Consider the following 19907-nt stretch of genomic DNA (forward strand, 5'->3'; position numbering starts at 1 on the left):
CGACGGCGACGTGCCGATCTCGAACAACTGGGTGGAGAACCACATCAGGCCCATCGCCCTCGGAAGGTCGAACTGGTTGTTCGCCGGCAGCCTGCGCGCGGGCAAGCGCGCAGCAGCGATCATGAGCCTGCTGCACTCGGCGCGCATCAACGGGCACGAGCCCTATGCGTACCTCAAGGACGTGCTGGAACGACTGCCGGCCCACCCGGCCAGCCGCATCGACGAACTGCTGCCGCACCGCTGGTCGCCTTCCGCTTGAGGGCTGTCACCGGCGACGCACTGGCGGTCAAGGTGACTTCGCCGGACGCATACCGCCGTAGTTCGGCCGCGAGGGAAAGGAATCGACGTGCAGCCGCCGGTCGTCGGCGCGCCAGGACTGGCTGCGCGTCTCCACCTGCGAGGGCCGGTAGCTGGTGGGCGCCGGCCGCAGCGCGGGCACGTAGTGCGGCAGCAGGCCCGCGATGAGCGCGTTCGCCTGCTCGCGGAAACGCCCGATCATCCGCGCCAGCGCCGCCTGGGTGGCCGCGTCGCCGGCGGCGCCCTTCAGGGCGCCATCGACGTTCAGGCTGATGTTGCGCGACTTGGGGTCGCGGATGTCCGGCCGCAGGAAGGCCTTTTCCTCGGGCAGGAACTCGAAGCGCAGGCGCGGGAAGAACAGCACCTTGCCCGCTTCCAGCCCCGCCGTCCACTCCGGCCGGCCGGCCACACCCTGCCACTGGTCGGCGTCGATCTCGATGATCTGCGATTCCATGCTCATCCTCGCGGCCGGCCGAGGCGCCAGAGGAAGGCGCCGGCGCACAGCCATTGCAGAAGATACATCCCGCTGCCCACGCCGTGCCACAGCCGCAGGTTCTCGCGGGCCACGATGCGCGGGGCGACGCCGTATTCGAGCAGCAGCGCCAGCAGCAGCCCGGCCAGCAGGAGCATCAGCCCCGGCGGCGCCGAAGCGCCGGGCCCCGCATCGCGCCGCGTGGTGACGAGCAGCAGCACCAGCACGCAGCCCACCGAGACCCAGCTCTGCGCCGTGAACAGCCTCGCCGCCATCTGGCCGGCCATGGCCGGCGTGGCCAGGTGGGCGAACAGCATCGGCACCACCAGGAAGCCGATGGCCGTCAGGCTGCCCCACCACAGGGCCGCGGCGAGCAGGGCGGCGCGCTGCTTCACTGGTAGCTGACGGCGACGATCTCGTAGCGCTTCTCGCCGCCGGGCGCCTGCACCACGGCGGTGTCGCCCTCCTCCTTGCCGATCAGCGCGCGGGCGATCGGGCTGGAGACGTTGATCAGGCCCTGCTTCAGGTCGGCCTCGTCCTCGCCGACGATCTGGTATTTCACCGCCTCGCCGGAGCTTTCCTCTTCCAATTCCACGGTGGCGCCGAAGACCACCTTGCCGCCGGCGTCGAGTTCGCTCGGGTCGATGACCTGCGCCACCGACAGCTTGCCTTCGATCTCCTGGATGCGGCCCTCGATGAAGCCCTGGCGGTCCTTGGCCGCGTCGTAGTCGGCGTTCTCGCTCAGGTCGCCCTGGGCGCGCGCCTCGGCGATGGCGTTGATCACCGCCGGACGCTCCACCGTCTTGAGGCGGTGCAGTTCCTCACGCAGCTTCTCGGCGCCGCGCTTGGTGATGGGAAGGGTCGTGGCCATGTCGGCAATCTCCGTCGTTGGCAGGCCCGCGCCGCCTGACAGGCAGGGCGGCAGGCCGTCATCAAAAGCAAAACCGCCGGGCGTTGCCGCCTGGCGGTGTCGAGTTGGGTCCATTATGCCGCGCCGGCCGGCCGCATCAAGCGGCCGGCGGCAGCGGCCTCAGGCCGCGAGTTCGGCGTGCATCTCCTGGACGGAGATCACGCCCAGGTCGTTCATGTCCTGCATGCCCTCCACCGCCGCCTCGGCGCCGAAGATGGTGGTGATGGTCGTCACCCGCGCCAGCAGCGCCGAGGTGCGGATGGCGCGCGAGTCGGCGATCGCGTTGCGGCGCTCTTCCACGGTGTTGATGACCAGGGCGATCTCGTTGTTCTTGAGCATGTCCACGATGTGCGGACGGCCTTCGGTCACCTTGTTGACCACCGCGCACGGCAGGCCCGCCGCCTGGATGGCCGCGGCCGTGCCCTTGGTGGCGATCAGTTCGAAGCCCAGCTTGACCAGGCCGCGCGCGCACTCGACGGCGCGGGCCTTGTCGTTGTTCTTCACCGAGATGAAGACCTTGCCCGACTTCGGCAGGATGGTGCCGGCGCCGAGCTGGCTCTTGACGAAGGCCTCGCCGAAGGTCTTGCCCACGCCCATCACCTCGCCTGTGGACTTCATCTCGGGGCCGAGGATGGTGTCCACGCCGGGGAACTTGACGAAGGGGAACACCGCCTCCTTGACGCTGAAGTACGGCGGCGTCACTTCCTTGGTGACGCCCTGCGCGGCCAGCGACTGGCCGGCCATGCAGCGCGCAGCCACCTTGGCCAGCTGCACGCCGGTGGCCTTGCTGACGTAGGGCACGGTGCGCGAGGCGCGCGGGTTGACCTCCAGCACGTAGATCACGTCCTGCCCATCCTTTTCCTGGATGGCGAACTGCACGTTCATCAGGCCGACCACGTTCAGCGCCTTGGCCATCGCGGCGCTCTGGCGCTTCAGTTCGGCCACCGTCTCGGCCTTCAGGCTGTAGGGCGGCAGCGAGCAGGCGGAGTCGCCCGAGTGCACGCCGGCCTGCTCGATGTGCTCCATCACGCCGCCGATCAGCACCTGGCCCTCGGCGTCGCGGATGCAGTCCACGTCGCATTCCACCGCGTCGTTGAGGAAGCGGTCGAGCAGCACCGGCGAATCGTTGCTCACCTTGACGGCCTCGCGCATGTAGCGCTCCAGGTCGCGCTGCTCGTGCACGATCTCCATGGCGCGGCCGCCCAGCACGTAGCTCGGACGCACCACCAGCGGGTAGCCCAGGGCGGCGGCCTTCTCCAGCGCCTCGGCCTCGGTGCGGGCGGTGGCGTTGGGCGGCTGGCGCAGGCCCAGATCGTTGAGCAGCTTCTGGAAGCGCTCGCGGTCCTCCGCCGCGTCGATCATGTCGGGGCTGGTGCCGATGATCGGCACGCCGTTGGCCTCCAGGTCGAGCGCCAGCTTCAGCGGCGTCTGGCCGCCGTACTGCACGATCACGCCGGTCGGCTTCTCCTTGTCGACGATCTCCAGCACGTCCTCCAGCGTCAGCGGCTCGAAGTACAGGCGGTCGGAGGTGTCGTAGTCGGTCGAGACGGTCTCCGGGTTGCAGTTGACCATGATGGTCTCGTAGCCGTCCTCGCGCATCGCCAGCGCGGCGTGCACGCAGCAGTAGTCGAACTCGATGCCCTGGCCGATGCGGTTGGGGCCGCCGCCGAGCACCATGATCTTCTTCTTCGCGGTCGGTTCGGCCTCGCACTCCTCGTCGTAGGTGGAGTACATGTAGGCGGTGTTGGTGGCGAACTCGGCCGCGCAGGTGTCGACGCGCTTGTAGACCGGACGCACGCCCAGGGCGCGGCGCTTCTCGCGCACCGCCGTGTCGGTGGTCTTGAGCTGCCTGGCCAGGCGGCGGTCGGAAAACCCCTTCTGCTTGAGCAGGCGCAGCGTGTCGGCGTCGATGTCGTCGAGCGTCTTCGTTTCCAGCTCGAGCTCGATCTTCACGATCTCCTCGATCTGCACCAGGAACCAGCGGTCGATCTTGGTCAGGTCGAACACCTCGTCCACCGTCAGGCCCTGGGCGAAGGCGTCGCCCACGTACCAGATGCGCTCGGGGCCGGGCTCGCCCAGTTCCTTCTCCAGCACCTCGCGGTCCTGGGTCTTCTCGTTCATGCCGTCCACGCCGACTTCCAGGCCGCGCAGGGCCTTCTGGAAGCTTTCCTGGAAGGTGCGGCCCATGGCCATCACCTCGCCCACCGACTTCATCTGCGTGGTCAGGCGCGAATCCGCGGCCGGGAACTTCTCGAAGGCGAAGCGCGGGATCTTGGTGACGACGTAGTCGATGCTGGGCTCGAAGCTCGCCGGTGTGGCGCCGCCGGTGATCTCGTTGCGCAGCTCGTCGAGCGTGTAGCCCACCGCCAGCTTGGCCGCCACCTTGGCGATCGGGAAGCCGGTGGCCTTGGAAGCCAGCGCCGACGAGCGCGACACGCGCGGGTTCATCTCGATAACGATCATCCGGCCGTCCTTCGGGTTGACCGAGAACTGCACGTTGGAGCCGCCGGTGTCGACGCCGATCTCGCGCAGCACCGCCAGCGAGGCGTTGCGCATGATCTGGTATTCCTTGTCGGTGAGCGTCTGCGCCGGCGCCACCGTGATCGAGTCGCCGGTGTGCACGCCCATCGGGTCCAGGTTCTCGATCGAGCAGACGATGATGCAGTTGTCCGCCTTGTCGCGGACCACTTCCATCTCGTACTCCTTCCAGCCGAGCAGCGATTCCTCGATCAGCAGTTCGTTGGTGGGCGAGGCCTCCAGGCCGCGCTTGCAGATGACCTCGAACTCCTCCGGGTTGTAGGCGATGCCGCCGCCGGTGCCGCCCAGCGTGAAGCTGGGGCGGATGACCGTCGGGAAACCGACGTTCTTCTGCACGGCCCAGGCCTCGTCCATCGAGTGCGCGATGCCCGAGCGCGCAGAGCCCAGGCCGATCTTGGTCATCGCGTCCTTGAACTTCAGGCGGTCCTCGGCCTTGTCGATGGCCTCGGGCGTGGCGCCGATCAGCTCGACCTTGTACTTGTCGAGCACGCCATTGCGCCACAGGTCGAGCGCGCAGTTCAGTGCCGTCTGGCCGCCCATGGTGGGCAGGATCGCGTCGGGCCGCTCCTTGGCGATGATCTTCTCGACCGTGGGCCAGGTGATCGGCTCGATGTAGGTGACGTCGGCCGTGGCCGGGTCGGTCATGATCGTCGCGGGGTTGCTGTTGATCAGGATGACCTTGTAGCCCTCCTCGCGCAGCGCCTTGCAGGCCTGCACGCCGGAGTAGTCGAACTCGCAGGCCTGGCCGATGACGATGGGGCCGGCACCGATGATGAGGATGCTCTGGATGTCTGTGCGCTTAGGCATTCACCGCCTCCGCCTTGTGTTGTTGTTCTGCCTTGTGTTTCTCGATGAGCGCGACGAAGCGGTCGAACAGGTAGCCGATGTCGTGCGGGCCGGGCGAGGCCTCCGGGTGGCCCTGGAAGCAGAAGGCCGGCTTGTCCTTGAACTCCAGGCCCTGCAGCGTGCCGTCGAACAGGCTCACGTGCGTGGCGCGCAGCGTCGCCGGCAGCGATTCCATGTGCACCGCGAAGCCGTGGTTCTGGCTGGTGATGCTGACGCGGCCGGTGTCCAGGTCCTTGACCGGATGGTTGGCGCCGTGGTGGGTGTGGACCATCTTGAAGGTCTGCGCGCCCGCCGCCAGCGCCATGATCTGGTGGCCCAGGCAGATGCCGAACACCGGGATGCCGGTGTCCACCAGCGTGCGGGTGGCCGCGATGGCGTAGTCGCAGGGCTCCGGGTCGCCGGGGCCGTTGGACAGGAACACGCCGTCCGGCTTGAGCCGGAGCACGTCGGCCGCCGGCGTCTGGGCCGGCACCACGGTGATGCGGGCGCCGCGCTGGGCCAGCATGCGCAGGATGTTGCGCTTCACGCCGAAGTCGTAGGCCACGACATGGAAGCGCGGCGTGATCTGCACGCCGTAGCCGGCGCCCAGCTTCCACTCCGTCTCGGTCCACTCGTAGGCCTGCCGGGTGGACACCACCTTGGCCAGGTCCAGGCCCGCCATGGAAGGCGCGGCCTTGGCAGCGGCGATGGCTTGGTCGATGCGCGCCCGGGTAGGCTGCTCGCCCGCGGCCAGGCCGACGATGGCGCCGTTCTGCGCGCCGTTCGTGCGCAGGTGGCGCGTCAGCTTGCGCGTGTCGACGCCGGCGATGGCGACCGTGCCGTTGGCGGCCAGGTACTCGCTGAGCGTGGCCGTCTTGCGGAAGTTGGAGGCGATGAGCGGCAGGTCCTTGACGATCAGCCCGGCCGCCTGGACCTTGTCCGCCTCGACGTCCTCGAGGTTGACGCCGTAGTTGCCGATGTGCGGATAGGTCAGCGTGACGATCTGCTGGAGGTAGCTCGGGTCGGTCAGGATTTCCTGGTAGCCGGTGATGGCGGTGTTGAACACCACTTCGCCGACGGTGGTGCCGGCCGCGCCGATGGAGGTACCGAGGAAGACCGTGCCGTCGGCAAGCGCCAGGATGGCGCGGGGGAAGGTGCCCTGGAGGGACAAAAGCACTGGGTTCTCCGAAACTGGATGACGCCCAAAGCGAACCCAAGGTGCCTGGCGGTCAGGCGAGGGGTTGCGGCTTTCGTCGAATGAGTAGGCTACTAACGCAATGAGCGCGCTGTGGGCAGGGTGTGTGCGGGAAAGCCCTTGATTATAGCCCGCGGGCTCCTTCACCCGGGCGAATTCAGGGCTTGCGCCGCGCTCGCGTGCAGGCAGATCGCCGCCGCCGCCGCCACGTTCAGCGACTCCTCCCCGCCCGGCTGGGCGATGCGGACGTGCGCCGCCGCCAGCGCCTGGAGTTCATCGCCCACGCCCTGCCCCTCGTGGCCCATCAGCCAGGCGCAGGGATGGGGCAGCCGCGCGGCGTGCAGCCACTGTCCCTGGTGCGAACTGGTGGCCACGGCCGGCACGCCCAGCGCCGCCACGTCGGTCGCCGAGGCGCCCTCGACCAGCCGCAGCCCGAAATGCGCGCCCATGCCGGCGCGCAGCACCTTCGGGCTCCACAGCGCCGCCGTGCCCTTCAGGGCCAGCACCTGGCCGAAGCCGAAGGCCGCCGCGCTGCGCAGGATGGAGCCGACGTTGCCGGCGTCCTGCACGCGGTCAAGCACCACCGTGGCGATGCCGGCCTGCGGCAAGGGCGCGGGCGGCAGGTCGATCACGAAGCCCATCGGGGCCGGCGACTCCAGCGTGCTCAGCGCCGGCCAGAGCGCGTCGTCGACCACCATCGTCCGGGCAGCGGCCCCCGCCCACTTCCCCTGCTGCGCCGCCCAGCACGACGCAGCGAACAACGCCGCCGCCGGCCGGACGCCGCGCTGCAGGGCGGCCCGGCACAAGTGATCGCCCTCGACCCAGACCCGGCCGGTGCGGCGGTAGGCGCCGGGGTCGCGCAGCAGGCGCCGCAGTTCCTTGAGCAGCGGATTGGCCGCCGATTCGATGTGGACCGGATCCGGGGCGGTCATGGCGCGGCCCGCACCAGCGTGACCGCCGCCACCTCGGCCTGCACGACGACCGTGACGCCCGCCTCCGCCGCCGGCCCGCGGGCCAGTGCCTCGGCCACCGGCGAGAAGGAGCGCCGGTGGTGCGCGCAGGCGCCGTGGCGCCGCAGCGCCTCCAGGTGCTCGGGCGTGCCGTAGCCCTTGTGGGCCGCGAAGCCGTAGTGCGGAAATTCCTCGTCCAGTTGCCGGCACAGCCGGTCGCGATGCACCTTGGCCAGGATGGAGGCGGCGGAGATGGCCTTGACCAGCGCGTCGCCCTTGACCACCGCCTCGGCCAGCACGTCCAGCGGCGGCAGCCGGTTGCCGTCCACCAGCACCTTCACCGGCCTCAGGCGCAGGCCGTCGACCGCCCGGCGCATGGCCAGCATCGTGGCCTGCAGGATGTTGTGGGTGTCGATCTCCTGCACGCTGGCCTGCGCGACGGAGCAGCACAGGGCCTTGGCCAGGATTTCCTCGTGCAGCCGCTCGCGCTGCAGCGCCGTCAGCACCTTGGAATCGGCCAGGCCCTTGATCGGGCGCTGGTCGTCGAGGATCACCGCCGCCGCCACCACCGGGCCGGCCAGCGGGCCGCGGCCGGCCTCGTCCACGCCGGCGACCAGGCCGGGCGCGTCCCAGGGGAGCCGGGTCTGTTCAGCCTTCAAGAACCTTCTGGATCGCATCGGCGCACAGGGTGGGCGTGTCGCGGCGCAATTGCTCGTGCATGGCGGTGAATTGTCTCTCCAGCGCCCGCACCTCGCCGGGCGACTGGAGCCATGCCAGCGTGGCTTCCGCCAGCGCCTCGGGCGTGGCGGCGTCCTGCAGCAGCTCGGGCACCACGAACTCGTTGCACAGGATGTTCGGCAGGCCGACCCAGGGCTGCAGCTGCTGGCGGCGCATCAGCCGCCACGACATGCGGTTCATGTTGTAGGCGATGACCATCGGCCGCTTGAAGAGGGCCGCCTCCAGCGTCGCCGTGCCGCTGGCGATGAGCGTCGCGTCGCAGGCGGCGAGCACCGCATGCGACTGGCCGCCCACCAGCCGCACCCGGCCGGCCATGCCGCTGGCGGCCAGCATCTGCTGCGCCTCGTCGCGCAGGCTGGGGATCGCGGGCATGACGAACTGGATGTCCGGACGCGCCCGGTGCATCAGCGCGGCGGCTTCGAAGAAGCGGGACGCCAGGTAGCGCAGCTCGGAACGCCGGCTGCCCGGCAGCAGCGCGACCACCGTGCCCTCCTCCGGCAGACCCAGCGCCCGGCGCGCGGCAGGGCGGTCGGGCTGCATCGGGATCACGTTGGCCAGCGGGTGACCGACGTAGCTGGCCTGCACGCCCTGCCCCTCCAGCAGTGCCGGCTCGAAGGGGAAGATGCACAGCACGTGGTCGGCCGCGGCGCGGATCTTCTCGATGCGCTCCGGACGCCAGGCCCAGATCGACGGGCAGACGAAGTGCACCGTCTTCATGCCGCGGCTGCGCAGCGCGGCCTCGAGTTCGAGGTTGAAGTCGGGCGCATCCACGCCGATGAACAGCGGCGGCCACGCCTGCAGCAGGCGCGCCTTGAGCTTGCGGCGGATGCCGGCGATCTCGGCATAGTGGCGCAGCACCTCGATGTAGCCGCGCACGGCCAGCTTTTCCTGCGGCCACCAGCTCTCGAAGCCGCGGGCCAGCATCTGCGGCCCGCCGATGCCCGCGGCCTGCATGCCGGGCCAGCGCGCCTTGAGGCCGTCGAGCAGCAGCCCTGCGAGCAGGTCGCCGGAGGCCTCGCCGGCGACCAGGGCGAAACGACGCGCCTCCTGGCCGGCCATCAGCGCGCGATGCCGCCGACGCTGCTGCCGAGGAAGCCGTCCATCAGCGCCACGTCGTCTGCGGCCTCCGGTGTGGCCTGCGCCAGCCCGCGGATGCCGGCGCGCGCCTCGTCGAGCGTGAGGCCCTGGCGGTACAGCAGCTTGTGCATCTCGCGGATCGCCGCCAGCCGGGCGGCGGAGAAGTCGCGCCGGCGCAGGCCCACCAGGTTGACCCCGCGCACCGCCAGCGGATGGCCGTCCACCGTCATGAAGGGCGGCACGTCCTTGTTGACGTGGCTGGCGAAACCGACCATCGCGTGCGCGCCGATGCGCATGCGCTGCAGCACGCCCGTCAGGCCGCCGATGGTGGCCCAGTCGCCCACCTGCACGTGGCCGGCCAGGGTGGTGTTGTTGGCCATCGTCGTCTGGTTGCCCACCTGGCAGTCGTGCGCGATGTGCACGTAGGCCATGATCCAGTTGTCGTCACCGATGCGGGTGGCGCCGGCGTCCTGCACGGTGCCGAGGTTGAAGGTGCAGAACTCGCGCACGACGTTGCGGTCGCCGATCACCAGTTCGGTGTCCTCGCCGGCATGCTTTTTGTCCTGCGGCACCGCGCCCAGCGACGCGAACTGGAAGATGCGGTTGTCGCGCCCGATGGTGGTGCGCCCTTCGATCACGCAATGTGCGCCCACGCTCGAACCCGCGCCGATGCGCACCCTGGGGCCGATGACGGCATAGGGCCCGACCTGCACCGAGGCATCGAGCTCGGCGCCCGGATCGACCAGGGCCGTGGGATGGATCCGCGTCATGCGCCTGCGGTCACCGGCTGTCGATGCGCCGCATCGCGCACATCAGCTCCGCCTCGCAGGCCAGTTCGTCCCCCACCCGGGCGCGCCCGCGGAACTTGGAGATGCCGGCCTTCATGCGGTCGATCTCCACCTCCAGCGTGAGCTGGTCGCCCGGCTCCACCGGCCGCTTGAAGCGGGCGCCGTCGATGGCGGCGAAGTAGTAGACGGTGTTCTCGTCGGGCACGATGTCCAGCGACTTGAAGGACAGCAGCGCCGCCGCCTGCGCCATCGCCTCCAGCATCAGCACGCCCGGCATCACCGGCCGGTGCGGGAAGTGGCCGTTGAAGAAGGGCTCGTTCATCGTCACGTTCTTCAAGGCCGTGATGCGCTTGCCCTTCTCCATGTCCAGCACGCGGTCCACCAGCAGGAACGGGTAGCGGTGCGGCAGGAGCTTGAGGATCTGGTGGATGTCCAGCGTGGTGGTCGTCATGGTGCAGCGTCGTTCGCGCCCGCCGATTTCTCGAGGGCCTTGATTCGGTCTCTGAGGGTGTGCAGTTGCCGGAGCGTGGCTGCGTTCCTCTCCCACGCCGCATTGTCGTCGATGGGGAACATGCCGGTGTACTGGCCCGGCTTGAGGATCGAGCGCGTGACCACCGAGGCGGCCGAGATGTGCACGCCGTCGGCCAGCTTCAGGTGGCCCAGCACGATCGCGCCGCCGCCGATGGTGCAGCCGGCGCCGATGTCGGCGCTGCCGGCCACGCCCACGCAGCCGGCCATCGCCGTGTGGCGGCCGACGCGCACGTTGTGGCCGATCTGGATCAGGTTGTCGAGCTTGACGCCGTCCTCGATCACAGTGTCTTCCAGCGCGCCGCGGTCGATGCAGGTGTTGGCGCCGATCTCCACGTCGTCGCCGATGCGCACCGCGCCGAGCTGCTCCATCTTCACCCAGGCGCCCTGGTGCGGCGCCAGGCCGAAGCCGTCGGCGCCGATCACCACGCCGGGATGCAGCAGGCAGCGCTCGCCGACGACGCAGTCCTCGCCCACCGTCACGCGCGACTTGAGCACGGTGCCGGCGCCGATGCGCGCGCCGCGCTCGACCACGCACAGCGCGCCGATGGAGGCGCTGGGATCGACCTGAGCGCCCTCCTCCACGACGGCGCTCGGATGGACGCCCGGCCGCGGCGGCCGGCCGTGCCGGGCCTTCCACAACTGCGTCAGACGGGCGAAGTACAGGTAGGGGTCGTCCGCGACGATGCAGTCGCCGCGCTGCGCCGCCGCATCGCGCATGGCCGGCGCGACGATGACGCAGCCGGCCCGGGAAGCGGCCAGCTCCTTGCGGTACTTCGGGTGGCTGAGGAAGCTCAGCGCGTCGGGCCCGGCCGCGGCCAGCGGCGCCAGACGCTCGACGAGGCGCGCACCGTCGCCGTTCAGTTCGCCGCCCAGGGCGGCGACGATCTCATCCAGCCGCAGCGCCACGCCGCCCGCGCATCACTTGCCGCCGCCGTTGCCGGCCTGCGGCGCGTTGAGCGCCCGGATCACCTTGTCGGTGATGTCGTGCTTGGGATTGACGTACACCGCGTCCTGCAGGATCACGTCGTACTTCTCGGCCTCGGCCACCTGCTTGATGGCGCGCTGGGCGCTTTCGTAGACCTTCTGCAGTTCCTCGCTGCGGCGCAGGTTCAGGTCCTCCTGGAACTCGCGGCGCTTGCGCTGGAAGTCGCGGTCCTGGTCGATCAGCTGCCGCTGGCGCGCCCCGCGCTGGGATTCGGGCAGCGTGGGCGCGTCGCGCTCGAACTTGTCGGAGGCGGTTTTCAGCGCCTCTTCCTGGTCCTTGAGGTCCTTCTCGCGCTTGAGGAACTCCTGCTCGAGCCGCGCCTGCGCCGCCTTGGCGGCCGGCGCCTCGCGCATCACGCGATCCGGGTTGACCACGCCGAAACGGAACGCCTCCTGGGCGTGGGCCGCGGCAAGGGGGGCAAGGCTCGCGCACGCCACCACCAGCGCGCCGGCCCAACGGGAAATGGTCTTCATCAGAAAGAGGTTCCGATCTGGAATTGGATACGTTGCACCCGGTCGCCCGGGATCAGCGGCAGGAAGGGGTTGTTGGGGTCCACCACCTCGTCCTGCTTGCGCAGCGGCACGGCGTAGGCCAGGCGCAGCGGCCCCAGCGGGGAGATCCAGCTGATGCCCACGCCGGCCGAGGCGCGCCACTTGCGCTCGGCCTTGTAGCGCTGGTCGCACTGGGCCTGGGTATCGGCGATGCGGCACTCCTTGTCGCCGAACACGTTGCCCACGTCCAGGAAGGTGTACATGCGCAGCGTGCGGTCGTTGCCCGCGCCCGGGAAGGGCGAGGACAGCTCGATGTTGAACACGGCCTTCTTGGTGCCGCCCAGCGACGCCTGCGTGATGGAGTCGCGCGGACCCAGCGAGTTCTGCTCGAAGCCCCGGATCGAACCCAGGCCGCCGGCGTAGAAGTTCTTGAAGATCGGGTAGTCCTTGCCGCCGAAGGCCTTGGCCGCGCCGATCTCGCCGTTCAGCGCCAGCGTGTACTGCTTCGACAGCGGGATGTACTGCTGGTATTGGTAGCTCGCCTTGGCGTACTTGTAGTCACCGCCCACGCCGACTTCCAGGTTGGCGCGCTGCAGGCGGCCGCGGGTGGGCACCAGGGCGCTGTCGCGGTCGTCGCGCGACCAGCCCACCGTCAGCGGGATGCCCCACACCGAATCGCGCGAGCAGTTGAGCGCCAGGTTCACGCCGCCGTATTCGCAGCCGAAGTAGCGCAGGTACGCGTTGGGCACGCTGTTCAGGTAGAGCAGGCGGAAATATTCGGCGTAGTTGGACATGCCCAGCAGGTCGTACCACTGCGACATCGTCAGGAAGGTCGACGAGCGCGGCTGGAACTTGAACCGCTCGATGCCCACGCCGAAGAACACCGTGTCGACTTCGCTGAACGGCACGCCGAAGCGGATCGCCCCGCCTTCGCTGGTCAGCGTGTAGTCGCCGTCGGCAGAGTAGTACGGCGTGGTGCGCTGGTGGAAGATGCTCAGCGTGCGCGAGATGCCGTCCTTGGTGAAGTACGGATCGGTCGTGGTCAGCGAGATCGTGCGGTTGTACTTGCTGGTGTTGACGTTGAAGCCCAGGTAGTTGCCCGAGCCGAACACGTTCTCCTGCGTGATGCCGAAGTTGAACGACACCTTGTCGGCACTGGAGAAGCCCGCGCCCAGTTGCAGGGTGCCGGTGGGCTTCTCGACCACGGCCACCGTCAGGTCCACCTGGTCGGGCGTGCCGGGCACCTCGGTGGTCTCGACGTTGACCTCGGTGAAGTAGCCCAGGCGGTCGACGCGCTCGCGCGAGAGCTTGATGCGGTCGCCGTCGTACCACGAGGCCTCGAACTGGCGGAACTCGCGGCGGATGACCTCGTCGCGCGTCTTGTTGTTGCCGGCGACGTTCACGCGGCGCACGTACACGCGGCGGGAGGGCTCGGCCTGCAGCACCAGCGCCACGCGGCTGTTCTGGCGATCGATCTCGGGGCGCGTCTGCACGCGCGCGAAGGCGTAACCGAAGCTGGCGAAGTAGTCGCTGAAGGCCTTGGTGGTCTCCGTCACCTGGTCGCCGTTGTAGGGCTCGCCGGGCTGGATCTTCACCAGCGTCTTGAACTCGTCCTCGCGGCCCAGATAGTTGCCTTCCAGCCGCACGCCGGAGACCACGTACTTCGGCCCCTCGGTGACGTTGACGGTGATCGACAGGTCCTGCCGGTCGGGCGAGATAGCGACCTGCGTGGAGTCGATGCGGAAGTCCATGTAGCCGCGCGTGATGTAGTGCGAGCGCAGCGCCTCCAGGTCGGCGTTGAGCTTGGCGCGCGAATACTGGTTGGACTTGGTGTACCAGGCCAGCCAGCCGCCGGTGTCCTGGTCGAACAGGTCCAGCAGGGTCGATTCGCTGAAGGCCTGGTTGCCGACGATGCGGATGTCCTTGATGCGCGCCGGCTCGCCCTCGGTGACGGTGAAGGTCAGGTTGACGCGGTTGCGCTCGATGGGCGTGACGGTCGTCGTGACCTCGACGTTGTACAGGCTGCGCGTGATGTACTGGCGCTTGAGCTCCTGCTCGGCGCGGTCGGCCAGCGCCTTGTCGTAGGGCCGCCCGTCGGCCAGGCCGACGTCGCGCAGCGCCTTCTTCAGATTGTCCTTGTCGAACTCCTTGGTGCCCGCGAAGTCGACGTCGGCGATGGTGGGGCGCTCCTCCACGATGACCACCAGCACGTTGCCGTTCACGTCGATGCGCACGTCCTTGAACAGGCCCAGGTCGAACAGCGCACGGATGGCTGCCGAACCGCGGTCGTCCGTGTAGGTGTCGCCCACCCGCAGCGGGATCGACGCGAAGACCGTGCCTGGCTCGACGCGCTGCAGGCCTTCGACGCGGATGTCGCGCACGGTGAAGGGCTCGACGGCCCAGGCTGCGGTCGCCGCCAGCGCGCTGGCAACCACCGCTGCCATGCTGCGCAGGCGAAAGCGACTGATGTGTTTGTTCATCTGTGAAGTGATCCGGCGCGCGACAGGGCCGGCAGAAGAGTTAACCAAAGAGCCGATTCACGTCGTTGAACAGCGCGATCGACATCATGACCAGCAGCAGAGCAACGCCTCCGCGCTGCAGCCGCTCCATCCAGGCGTCGGAGACGCCCTTGCCGGTCAGGGCCTCCCAAAGATAATACATCAGGTGCCCCCCATCGAGGACCGGCAAAGGCATCAGGTTGAGCACACCCAGGCTCACACTGATGAGGGCGAGGAACACCAGGTACTGGGTCAGTCCCAGGCTGGCGGACTTGCCGGCATAGTCGGCGATGGTCAGCGGGCCGCTGATGTTGCGGATCGAGGCTTCGCCGATCAGCATCTTGCCCATCATGCGCACCGTCAGCGCCGAGACCTCCCAGGTCTTGACCGCTCCGCGCCAGAGGCCGTCCACCGGGCCCTGCCGCACGGTGACCATTTCCGGCGGCGCGCCGACGTAGGCGCCGATGCGGCCGATGCGCTGGCCGCCCTCCTCCCGCACGTCGGGCGTCACATCCAGGGTCAGCACGCGCCCGTCGCGCTCGATGCGCCAAGCCTCCGTGCGCCCCCCGTCCGCGCCGATGGCGGTGCGGATGCGCTCGCGCAGCTGCTGCGCGTCCACGATCTCGTCGGCGCCCATCGCCAGCACCAGGTCGCCCTGGCGCAGCCCGTCGCGCTCGGCCGCGCCGCCCGACAGCAGCTCACCGATCGCCGGCCGGGTGAAGGGCGCCAGCACGCCGATGCGGCGGAACATGCCGGGGTCGGCCTCCTTGGCGCCCATGCGGCTGAGCGGCAGCACGACCTCGTGCGGCGGGCGCCCGTTGGCGCCGGCGACCTCGAGCGTCAGGTCGCGGCCGTCGAGCGCCCCGCGGGTGATGCGCCAGCGCAGGTCCTCGAAGGACTCGACCGCATCGAGGTCGCCCTCGAAGCCGGCGCGGCTGATCCGCTCGCCGCCCCTCAGCCCGGCCTCCGCCGCCAGCGACGATGCCGGCGGCTGCCCCAGGACGGCCGTGGGCTCCTGCACGCCGATCCAGTTGACGACGCTGTAGAGCAGCACGGCCAGCAGCAGGTTGGCCAGCGGCCCGGCCGCCACGATGGCGGCGCGCGAGCCCAGCGGCTGGGTGTTGAAGGCGCGGTGGCGCTCCTGCGGATCGACCGGGCCTTCGCGTTCGTCGAGCATCCTGACGTAGCCGCCCAGCGGGATGGCGCCGATGACGAATTCCGTGTCCTGCCCCGGCCGCGGGCGCCGCGGCTTCCAGCGCACGAGCGCCCGGCCGAAGCCGATGGAAAAGCGGATGACCTTGACGTTGCAGGCCACCGCCACGCGGTAGTGGCCGTATTCGTGGACCGCGATCAGCAGGCCGAGCGCAACGACGAAGGCAACGATGGTGAGCATGCGGCGACTCCCGGGGGTGGGGCTTCAGGCAGCCAGCCTCAGCACGGCCTTGCGGGCCGCGGCACGCGCGCTGGCATCCAGCGCCAGCAGGTCCGCCAGCGACGAAGGCTTGGACGGAGCAACGGCCTCCAGAGTTTCCAGGTTGACCGCGTGGATGCGGTCGAAGCGCAGTTGCCGCGCCAGGAACGCCTCGACGGCGACCTCGTTGGCGGCGTTGAGCACGGCGGTGGTGCCGGGCGCCGCGCGCAGCGTGTCCCAGGCCAGGCGCAGCCCGGGGAAGAGGTCGCCGTCCGGCACCTCGAAGCTCAGGTCGGCGAGCTGGCGGAAGTCGAGCCGTCCGGTGCCGCTTTCCACGCGCTCCGGCCAGGCCAGCCCGCAGGCGATCGGCACGCGCATGTCGGGCGTGCCCATCTGCGCCAGCACCGAGCCGTCGACGAACTGCACCATCGAGTGCACCACGCTCTGCGGGTGGATCACCACGTCGATCCGCTCCGGGCCCACGCCGAAGAGGTGGCGCGCCTCGATCACCTCCAGCGCCTTGTTCATCATGGTGGCCGAGTCCACCGAGATCTTGCGGCCCATCACCCAGTTCGGGTGCGCGCACGCCTCCTCCGGCGTCACGTCGCGCAGGCTGTCCGGCGCCCGCCCGCGGAAAGGCCCGCCCGAGGCGGTGAGGATGATCTTCTCGATGCGCCGGGGCCAGGCGGCCGGGTCTTCTGGCAGGCACTGGAAGATCGCCGAATGCTCGCTGTCGATGGGCAGCAGCGTGGCGCCGCCGCGGCGCACCGTCTCCATGAACAGCTCGCCGCCGACCACCAGCGCTTCCTTGTTGGCCAGCAGCAGCCGCTTGCCGGCACGGGCCGCCGCCAGGCAGGGCGCCAGGCCGGCGGCACCGACGATGGCGGCCATCACGATGTCGACGTCCTCGTCGGAAGCGATGGCCTCCAGTGCGTCGTCCGAGCGCAGCACCTGCGTCGGCAGGCCGTTCGCGGCGAGCCTGTCCGCCAGGAGCGCGGCGTGTTCCGGACTGGCCATCGCGGCGAAGCGGGGCCTGAAGCGGGCGCACTGGGCCAGCAGCTCGTCCACGCGCGTGGCGGCCGACAGCGCGAACACCTCGAAGTGTTCCGGGTGGCGCGCGATCACGTCGAGCGTGCTCGTGCCCACCGAGCCGGTCGAGCCGAGCACGGTGATGCGCCGGGGAGGAAGGGACGGGGCCGACATCACAGCGAAGCCAGCATCATCGCCAGCGGCAGCGTCGGCAACAGGGCATCCACCCGGTCCAGCACGCCGCCATGGCCCGGCAGCAACTGGCTGCTGTCCTTGGCGCCGACGCTGCGCTTGACCAGCGACTCGACCAGGTCGCCCACCACGCTCATCACCGCCATGAACAGCGCGCCCAGCACCAGCAGCCACACGCCGCGCGAAGCCAGGTGCGAATAGAGGCTGGGCACGCCCGCGCCGACGGCGCGGTCCACCGCCGCCCATGCGAAGGCCAGCACCAGCACGCCGATCATGCCGCCCCACACGCCTTCCCAGCTCTTGCCGGGGCTGATGGACGGCGCCAGCTTCGCCTTCGTGAAGCGCAGGCCGAAGGCGCGCCCGGCGAAATAGGCGAACACGTCGGCCACCCACACCAGCACCAGCACCGACAGCAGGAAGTTGATGCCGATGTGCCGCGCCTGCACCGCCGCCAGCCAGGCCGCCCACAGGGCCAGCAGGCCGCCCGTGACCCGCACCGCCTTCGGGATGCGCGGCCAGCCCGTGGGGCCGGCACGCAGCAGGGCCCCGCCGGCCAGCACCCAGCCGGCGCCGGCGATGGCCCACAGCACCGGCAGCGGGCGCTGCGGCAGGCCGAGCCACCACGACAGCGCGCACAGCGCCAGCGCCTCTGCCCCGAGGAACAGCGCCACGCCGCCGCCGTAGCCGTTCAGGCGCCCCCACTCCCAGCCGGCCGCGCCGATCAGCGCCAGCATGACGCAGGTGAAGGGCACGGGCGACGGATGGAACAGCGCCGGCAGCAGGACGGCCAGCAGGACGAGCGCGGTGATGATGCGTTGCTTGAGCATGCGCTCTCAGGCCGGCTGCCGCCGGTCGGGTTGCCCGGCGGCATCGGCCACCTGCGCCGAGGTCTGGCCGAAGCGCCGCTCGCGCCGCGCGAAGGCGGCGATGGCCTCGTCCAGCGCCGCCTCGTCGAAGTCGGGCCAGAGGCGCTCGCTGAAGAACAGCTCGGAATACGCGCTCTGCCAGAGCAGGAAGTTGGACAGGCGCTGCTCGCCGCCGGTGCGGACCACCAGGTCCGGGTCCGGCACGTGCGCCAGCGCCATGGCACCGTGCAGGTTCGCCTCGGTCAGCGGCTCGCCGCGGGCCGCCAGGCTGGCCGCGGCCTGGGCGATGTCCCAACGCCCGCCGTAGTTGAAGCACACGTTGAGCACGAGGCGCTCGTTGACCGCCGTTTCCTGCTCGGCCTTGGCCAGGCCGGCAGCGATGCGCTCCGACAGGCCCGAGCGCTCGCCCACGAAGTGCAGCCGCACCCCGTCGGCCGACAGGCGCGGCACCTCGCGCGCCAGCGCACCGGCCAGCAGGTCCATCAGGCCGGACACCTCGTCGCGCGGGCGGTTCCAGTTCTCCGAGGAGAAGGCGAAGACGGTGAGGACGCGCACGCCCCGCACGGCGCAGGCCCGCACGCAGCGGCGCAGCGATTCCACGCCCTGCTTGTGGCCCGCCACCCGCGGCAGAAAGCGGCGCGTCGCCCAGCGGCCGTTGCCGTCCATCACGATCGCGATGTGATGCGGGATGGCGGGGGCGCTCATGGGGCCGTGGCGGAGAAGACGGCGCGCAGAAGGCCGGGACGAAGCAGAGCCCGTGTCCTCAGACGGCCAGGATGTCCGCTTCCTTGGCGGCCACCAGCTTGTCGATTTCCGCGATGTAGCGGTCGGTCATCTTCTGGATCTCTGCCTCGGCGCGCTTCTGCTCGTCCTCGGAGGCCTGCTTGTCCTTGACCAGCTTCTTGACCGCCTCGTTGGCGTCGCGGCGCAGGTTGCGCGTAGCGACCTTGGCGTTCTCGCCCTCGTGGCGCGCCAGCTTGGTCATCTCCTTGCGGCGCTCCTCGCTCATCGGCGGCATCGGCACGCGGATCAGGTCGCCCATGCTGGCGGGGTTCAGGCCCAGGTCGCTCTCGCGGATGGCCTTCTCGATCTTGGCGGCCATGTTCTTTTCCCAGGGCTGGACGCTGATGGTGCGCGCGTCCAGCAGCGCCACGTTCGCCACCTGCGACAGCGGCACCTGCGAGCCGTAGTACTCGACGTGGATGCTGTCCAGCAGCGCCGGGTTGGCCCGGCCGGTGCGGATGCGGGAAAGGTTGTTCTGCAAGGCGGAGATGGATTGCTTCATCTTGCCTTCGGTGGATGCGTGGATGTCGGCAATGGTCATGTCAGTCTTCCATGGCGCTGGCGTGGACCAGCGTGCCCTCGTCCTCGCCCATCACGACGCGCTTGAGCGCCCCGTGCTTGAAGATCGAGAACACCTTGATCGGCAGGTTCTGGTCGCGGCACAGCGCGAAGGCCGTCGCGTCCATGATGCCGAGGTTCTTCGCGATCGCCTCGTCGAAGCTCAGGCGGGCGTAGCGCTGGGCGGAGGGGTCCTTCTTCGGATCGGCGCTGTACACGCCGTCCACCTTGGTGGCCTTGAGCACCAGCTCGGCGCCGATCTCCGCGCCGCGCAGCGCGGCGGCGGTGTCGGTGGTGAAGAAGGGGTTGCCGGTGCCGGCGGCGAAGATCACCACCTTGCCTTCCTCGAGGTACTGCAGCGCCTTCGGCCGCACGTAGGGCTCGACCACCTGGTCGATGGCGATGGCCGACATCACGCGGGCGGTGAGGCCCTGCTTGTTCATGGTGTCGGCCAGCGCCAGCGAGTTCATCACCGTGGCCAGCATGCCCATGTAGTCGGCGGTGGCGCGGTCCATGCCGACCGAGCCGCCGGCCACCCCGCGGAAGATGTTGCCGCCGCCGATGACGACGGCCACCTCCACGCCCAGGTTCACCACCTCGGCCACCTCCTCCACCATGCGCACGATGGTCGCCCGGTTGATGCCGAAGGCATCGTCTCCCATCAGCGCCTCACCCGACAGCTTGAGCAGGATGCGCTTGTGGGCCGGTCGGGTGTCGGGCATGGGGGAAGGTCCTCTGGAGTTGGCGGGAGCGAGTGTAAGGCGGGGCAGTGG

The 19907-nt window shown here is 69.8% G+C and carries 19 protein-coding genes and 1 pseudogene; 1 reads left to right on the forward strand and 19 read right to left on the reverse strand.

The features are described from left to right. On the forward strand, positions 1-259 hold a 259-nt coding region (locus Q392_RS17060; RefSeq protein WP_038210364.1), incomplete at its 5' end, for a transposase domain-containing protein. 54 nt (positions 260-313) lie between these two features. Here Q392_RS17060 and Q392_RS17065 read toward each other — a convergent pair. The 19 genes and pseudogenes from Q392_RS17065 to pyrH form a co-directional block, all read right to left on the reverse strand. Next, positions 314-751 (reverse strand): annotated as a pseudogene (locus Q392_RS17065) (Kdo hydroxylase family protein); the annotation flags it as partial. A 2-nt stretch (positions 752-753) separates the two neighbouring features. Beyond that, positions 754-1164, reverse strand: coding sequence for a DUF4149 domain-containing protein (locus tag Q392_RS17070; protein WP_038210365.1), 411 nt, complete (start codon positions 1162-1164; stop codon positions 754-756). Further along, complete coding sequence (gene greA / locus Q392_RS17075) at positions 1161-1640, reverse strand: transcription elongation factor GreA (protein WP_038210366.1); 480 nt, start codon at positions 1638-1640, stop codon at positions 1161-1163. The genes Q392_RS17070 and greA overlap by 4 nt, the downstream gene beginning before the upstream one ends. 159 nt (positions 1641-1799) lie before the next feature. Further along, complete coding sequence (gene carB / locus Q392_RS17080) at positions 1800-5024, reverse strand: carbamoyl-phosphate synthase large subunit (RefSeq protein ID WP_038210367.1); 3225 nt, start codon at positions 5022-5024, stop codon at positions 1800-1802. After that, the gene (gene carA, locus Q392_RS17085; protein WP_038210368.1) at positions 5017-6219 is read right to left on the reverse strand and encodes a glutamine-hydrolyzing carbamoyl-phosphate synthase small subunit; all 1203 of its coding nucleotides are present in this window, start codon (positions 6217-6219) and stop codon (positions 5017-5019) included. The genes carB and carA overlap by 8 nt, the downstream gene beginning before the upstream one ends. Before the next feature lie 161 nt (positions 6220-6380). Continuing rightward, entirely contained in the window at positions 6381-7169 is a 789-nt protein-coding gene (locus Q392_RS17090; RefSeq protein ID WP_038210369.1) for a TrmH family RNA methyltransferase, read from the reverse strand. Next, complete coding sequence (gene rnhB / locus Q392_RS17095) at positions 7166-7864, reverse strand: ribonuclease HII (protein WP_038210370.1); 699 nt, start codon at positions 7862-7864, stop codon at positions 7166-7168. The genes Q392_RS17090 and rnhB overlap by 4 nt, the downstream gene beginning before the upstream one ends. Next, entirely contained in the window at positions 7836-8984 is a 1149-nt protein-coding gene (gene lpxB / locus Q392_RS17100; protein ID WP_084217137.1) for a lipid-A-disaccharide synthase, read from the reverse strand. The genes rnhB and lpxB overlap by 29 nt, the downstream gene beginning before the upstream one ends. Continuing rightward, positions 8984-9772 (reverse strand): acyl-ACP--UDP-N-acetylglucosamine O-acyltransferase, encoded by a 789-nt coding sequence (gene lpxA / locus Q392_RS17105; RefSeq protein WP_038210371.1) that lies wholly within the window; start codon positions 9770-9772, stop codon positions 8984-8986. Before lpxA ends, lpxB begins: the two co-directional genes overlap by 1 nt. A gap of 10 nt (positions 9773-9782) precedes the next feature. Further along, the gene (gene fabZ, locus Q392_RS17110) at positions 9783-10241 is read right to left on the reverse strand and encodes a 3-hydroxyacyl-ACP dehydratase FabZ (RefSeq protein WP_038210372.1); all 459 of its coding nucleotides are present in this window, start codon (positions 10239-10241) and stop codon (positions 9783-9785) included. Beyond that, positions 10238-11227: a UDP-3-O-(3-hydroxymyristoyl)glucosamine N-acyltransferase gene (lpxD, locus tag Q392_RS17115; RefSeq protein ID WP_038210373.1), complete on the reverse strand. Its 990-nt coding sequence runs from the start codon at positions 11225-11227 to the stop codon at positions 10238-10240. Before lpxD ends, fabZ begins: the two co-directional genes overlap by 4 nt. A gap of 12 nt (positions 11228-11239) precedes the next feature. Beyond that, positions 11240-11779, reverse strand: a complete 540-nt coding sequence (locus tag Q392_RS17120; protein WP_038210374.1) for an OmpH/Skp family outer membrane protein — start codon at positions 11777-11779, stop codon at positions 11240-11242. Continuing rightward, positions 11779-14277, reverse strand: coding sequence for an outer membrane protein assembly factor BamA (gene bamA / locus Q392_RS17125; RefSeq protein WP_038210375.1), 2499 nt, complete (start codon positions 14275-14277; stop codon positions 11779-11781). The genes Q392_RS17120 and bamA overlap by 1 nt, the downstream gene beginning before the upstream one ends. Before the next feature lie 40 nt (positions 14278-14317). Next, complete coding sequence (rseP, locus tag Q392_RS17130) at positions 14318-15688, reverse strand: RIP metalloprotease RseP (protein WP_038210376.1); 1371 nt, start codon at positions 15686-15688, stop codon at positions 14318-14320. Between the two features lie 24 nt (positions 15689-15712). Continuing rightward, on the reverse strand, positions 15713-16909 hold the full coding sequence (gene ispC / locus Q392_RS17135) for a 1-deoxy-D-xylulose-5-phosphate reductoisomerase (protein ID WP_038210377.1): 1197 nt from the start codon (positions 16907-16909) through the stop codon (positions 15713-15715). Then, positions 16909-17754, reverse strand: a complete 846-nt coding sequence (locus Q392_RS17140) for a phosphatidate cytidylyltransferase (protein WP_038210378.1) — start codon at positions 17752-17754, stop codon at positions 16909-16911. The genes ispC and Q392_RS17140 overlap by 1 nt, the downstream gene beginning before the upstream one ends. Positions 17755-17760: 6 nt before the next feature. After that, positions 17761-18498 (reverse strand): polyprenyl diphosphate synthase, encoded by a 738-nt coding sequence (uppS, locus tag Q392_RS17145; RefSeq protein ID WP_038210379.1) that lies wholly within the window; start codon positions 18496-18498, stop codon positions 17761-17763. 58 nt (positions 18499-18556) lie between these two features. Beyond that, positions 18557-19117, reverse strand: coding sequence for a ribosome recycling factor (gene frr, locus Q392_RS17150; protein ID WP_038210381.1), 561 nt, complete (start codon positions 19115-19117; stop codon positions 18557-18559). 1 nt (position 19118) lies between these two features. After that, entirely contained in the window at positions 19119-19856 is a 738-nt protein-coding gene (gene pyrH, locus Q392_RS17155) for a UMP kinase (RefSeq protein WP_038210383.1), read from the reverse strand. Positions 19857-19907: the final 51 nt, after the last annotated feature.

It is taken from the genome of Xenophilus azovorans DSM 13620, from assembly GCF_000745855.1.
In the GTDB taxonomy this organism is placed as follows: Bacteria; Pseudomonadota; Gammaproteobacteria; order Burkholderiales; family Burkholderiaceae_C; genus Xenophilus; species Xenophilus azovorans.

Bases quoted from the DNA above. Each gene is read 5' to 3' on its own strand.
- rseP (WP_038210376.1), bottom strand. From the start codon at position 15,688: ATGCTCACCATCGTTGCCTTCGTCGTTGCGCTCGGCCTGCTGATCGCG.
- ispC (WP_038210377.1), bottom strand. From the start codon at position 16,909: ATGTCGGCCCCGTCCCTTCCTCCCCGGCGCATCACCGTGCTCGGCTCG.
- frr (WP_038210381.1), bottom strand. From the start codon at position 19,117: ATGACCATTGCCGACATCCACGCATCCACCGAAGGCAAGATGAAGCAA.
- lpxA (WP_038210371.1), bottom strand. From the start codon at position 9,772: ATGACGCGGATCCATCCCACGGCCCTGGTCGATCCGGGCGCCGAGCTC.
- pyrH (WP_038210383.1), bottom strand. From the start codon at position 19,856: ATGCCCGACACCCGACCGGCCCACAAGCGCATCCTGCTCAAGCTGTCG.
- uppS (WP_038210379.1), bottom strand. From the start codon at position 18,498: ATGAGCGCCCCCGCCATCCCGCATCACATCGCGATCGTGATGGACGGC.
- Q392_RS17090 (WP_038210369.1), bottom strand. From the start codon at position 7,169: ATGACCGCCCCGGATCCGGTCCACATCGAATCGGCGGCCAATCCGCTG.
- lpxB (WP_084217137.1), bottom strand. From the start codon at position 8,984: ATGGCCGGCCAGGAGGCGCGTCGTTTCGCCCTGGTCGCCGGCGAGGCC.
- Q392_RS17120 (WP_038210374.1), bottom strand. From the start codon at position 11,779: ATGAAGACCATTTCCCGTTGGGCCGGCGCGCTGGTGGTGGCGTGCGCG.
- Q392_RS17140 (WP_038210378.1), bottom strand. From the start codon at position 17,754: ATGCTCAAGCAACGCATCATCACCGCGCTCGTCCTGCTGGCCGTCCTG.
- carB (WP_038210367.1), bottom strand. From the start codon at position 5,024: ATGCCTAAGCGCACAGACATCCAGAGCATCCTCATCATCGGTGCCGGC.
- fabZ (WP_038210372.1), bottom strand. From the start codon at position 10,241: ATGACGACCACCACGCTGGACATCCACCAGATCCTCAAGCTCCTGCCG.
- rnhB (WP_038210370.1), bottom strand. From the start codon at position 7,864: ATGCGATCCAGAAGGTTCTTGAAGGCTGAACAGACCCGGCTCCCCTGG.
- greA (WP_038210366.1), bottom strand. From the start codon at position 1,640: ATGGCCACGACCCTTCCCATCACCAAGCGCGGCGCCGAGAAGCTGCGT.
- bamA (WP_038210375.1), bottom strand. From the start codon at position 14,277: ATGAACAAACACATCAGTCGCTTTCGCCTGCGCAGCATGGCAGCGGTG.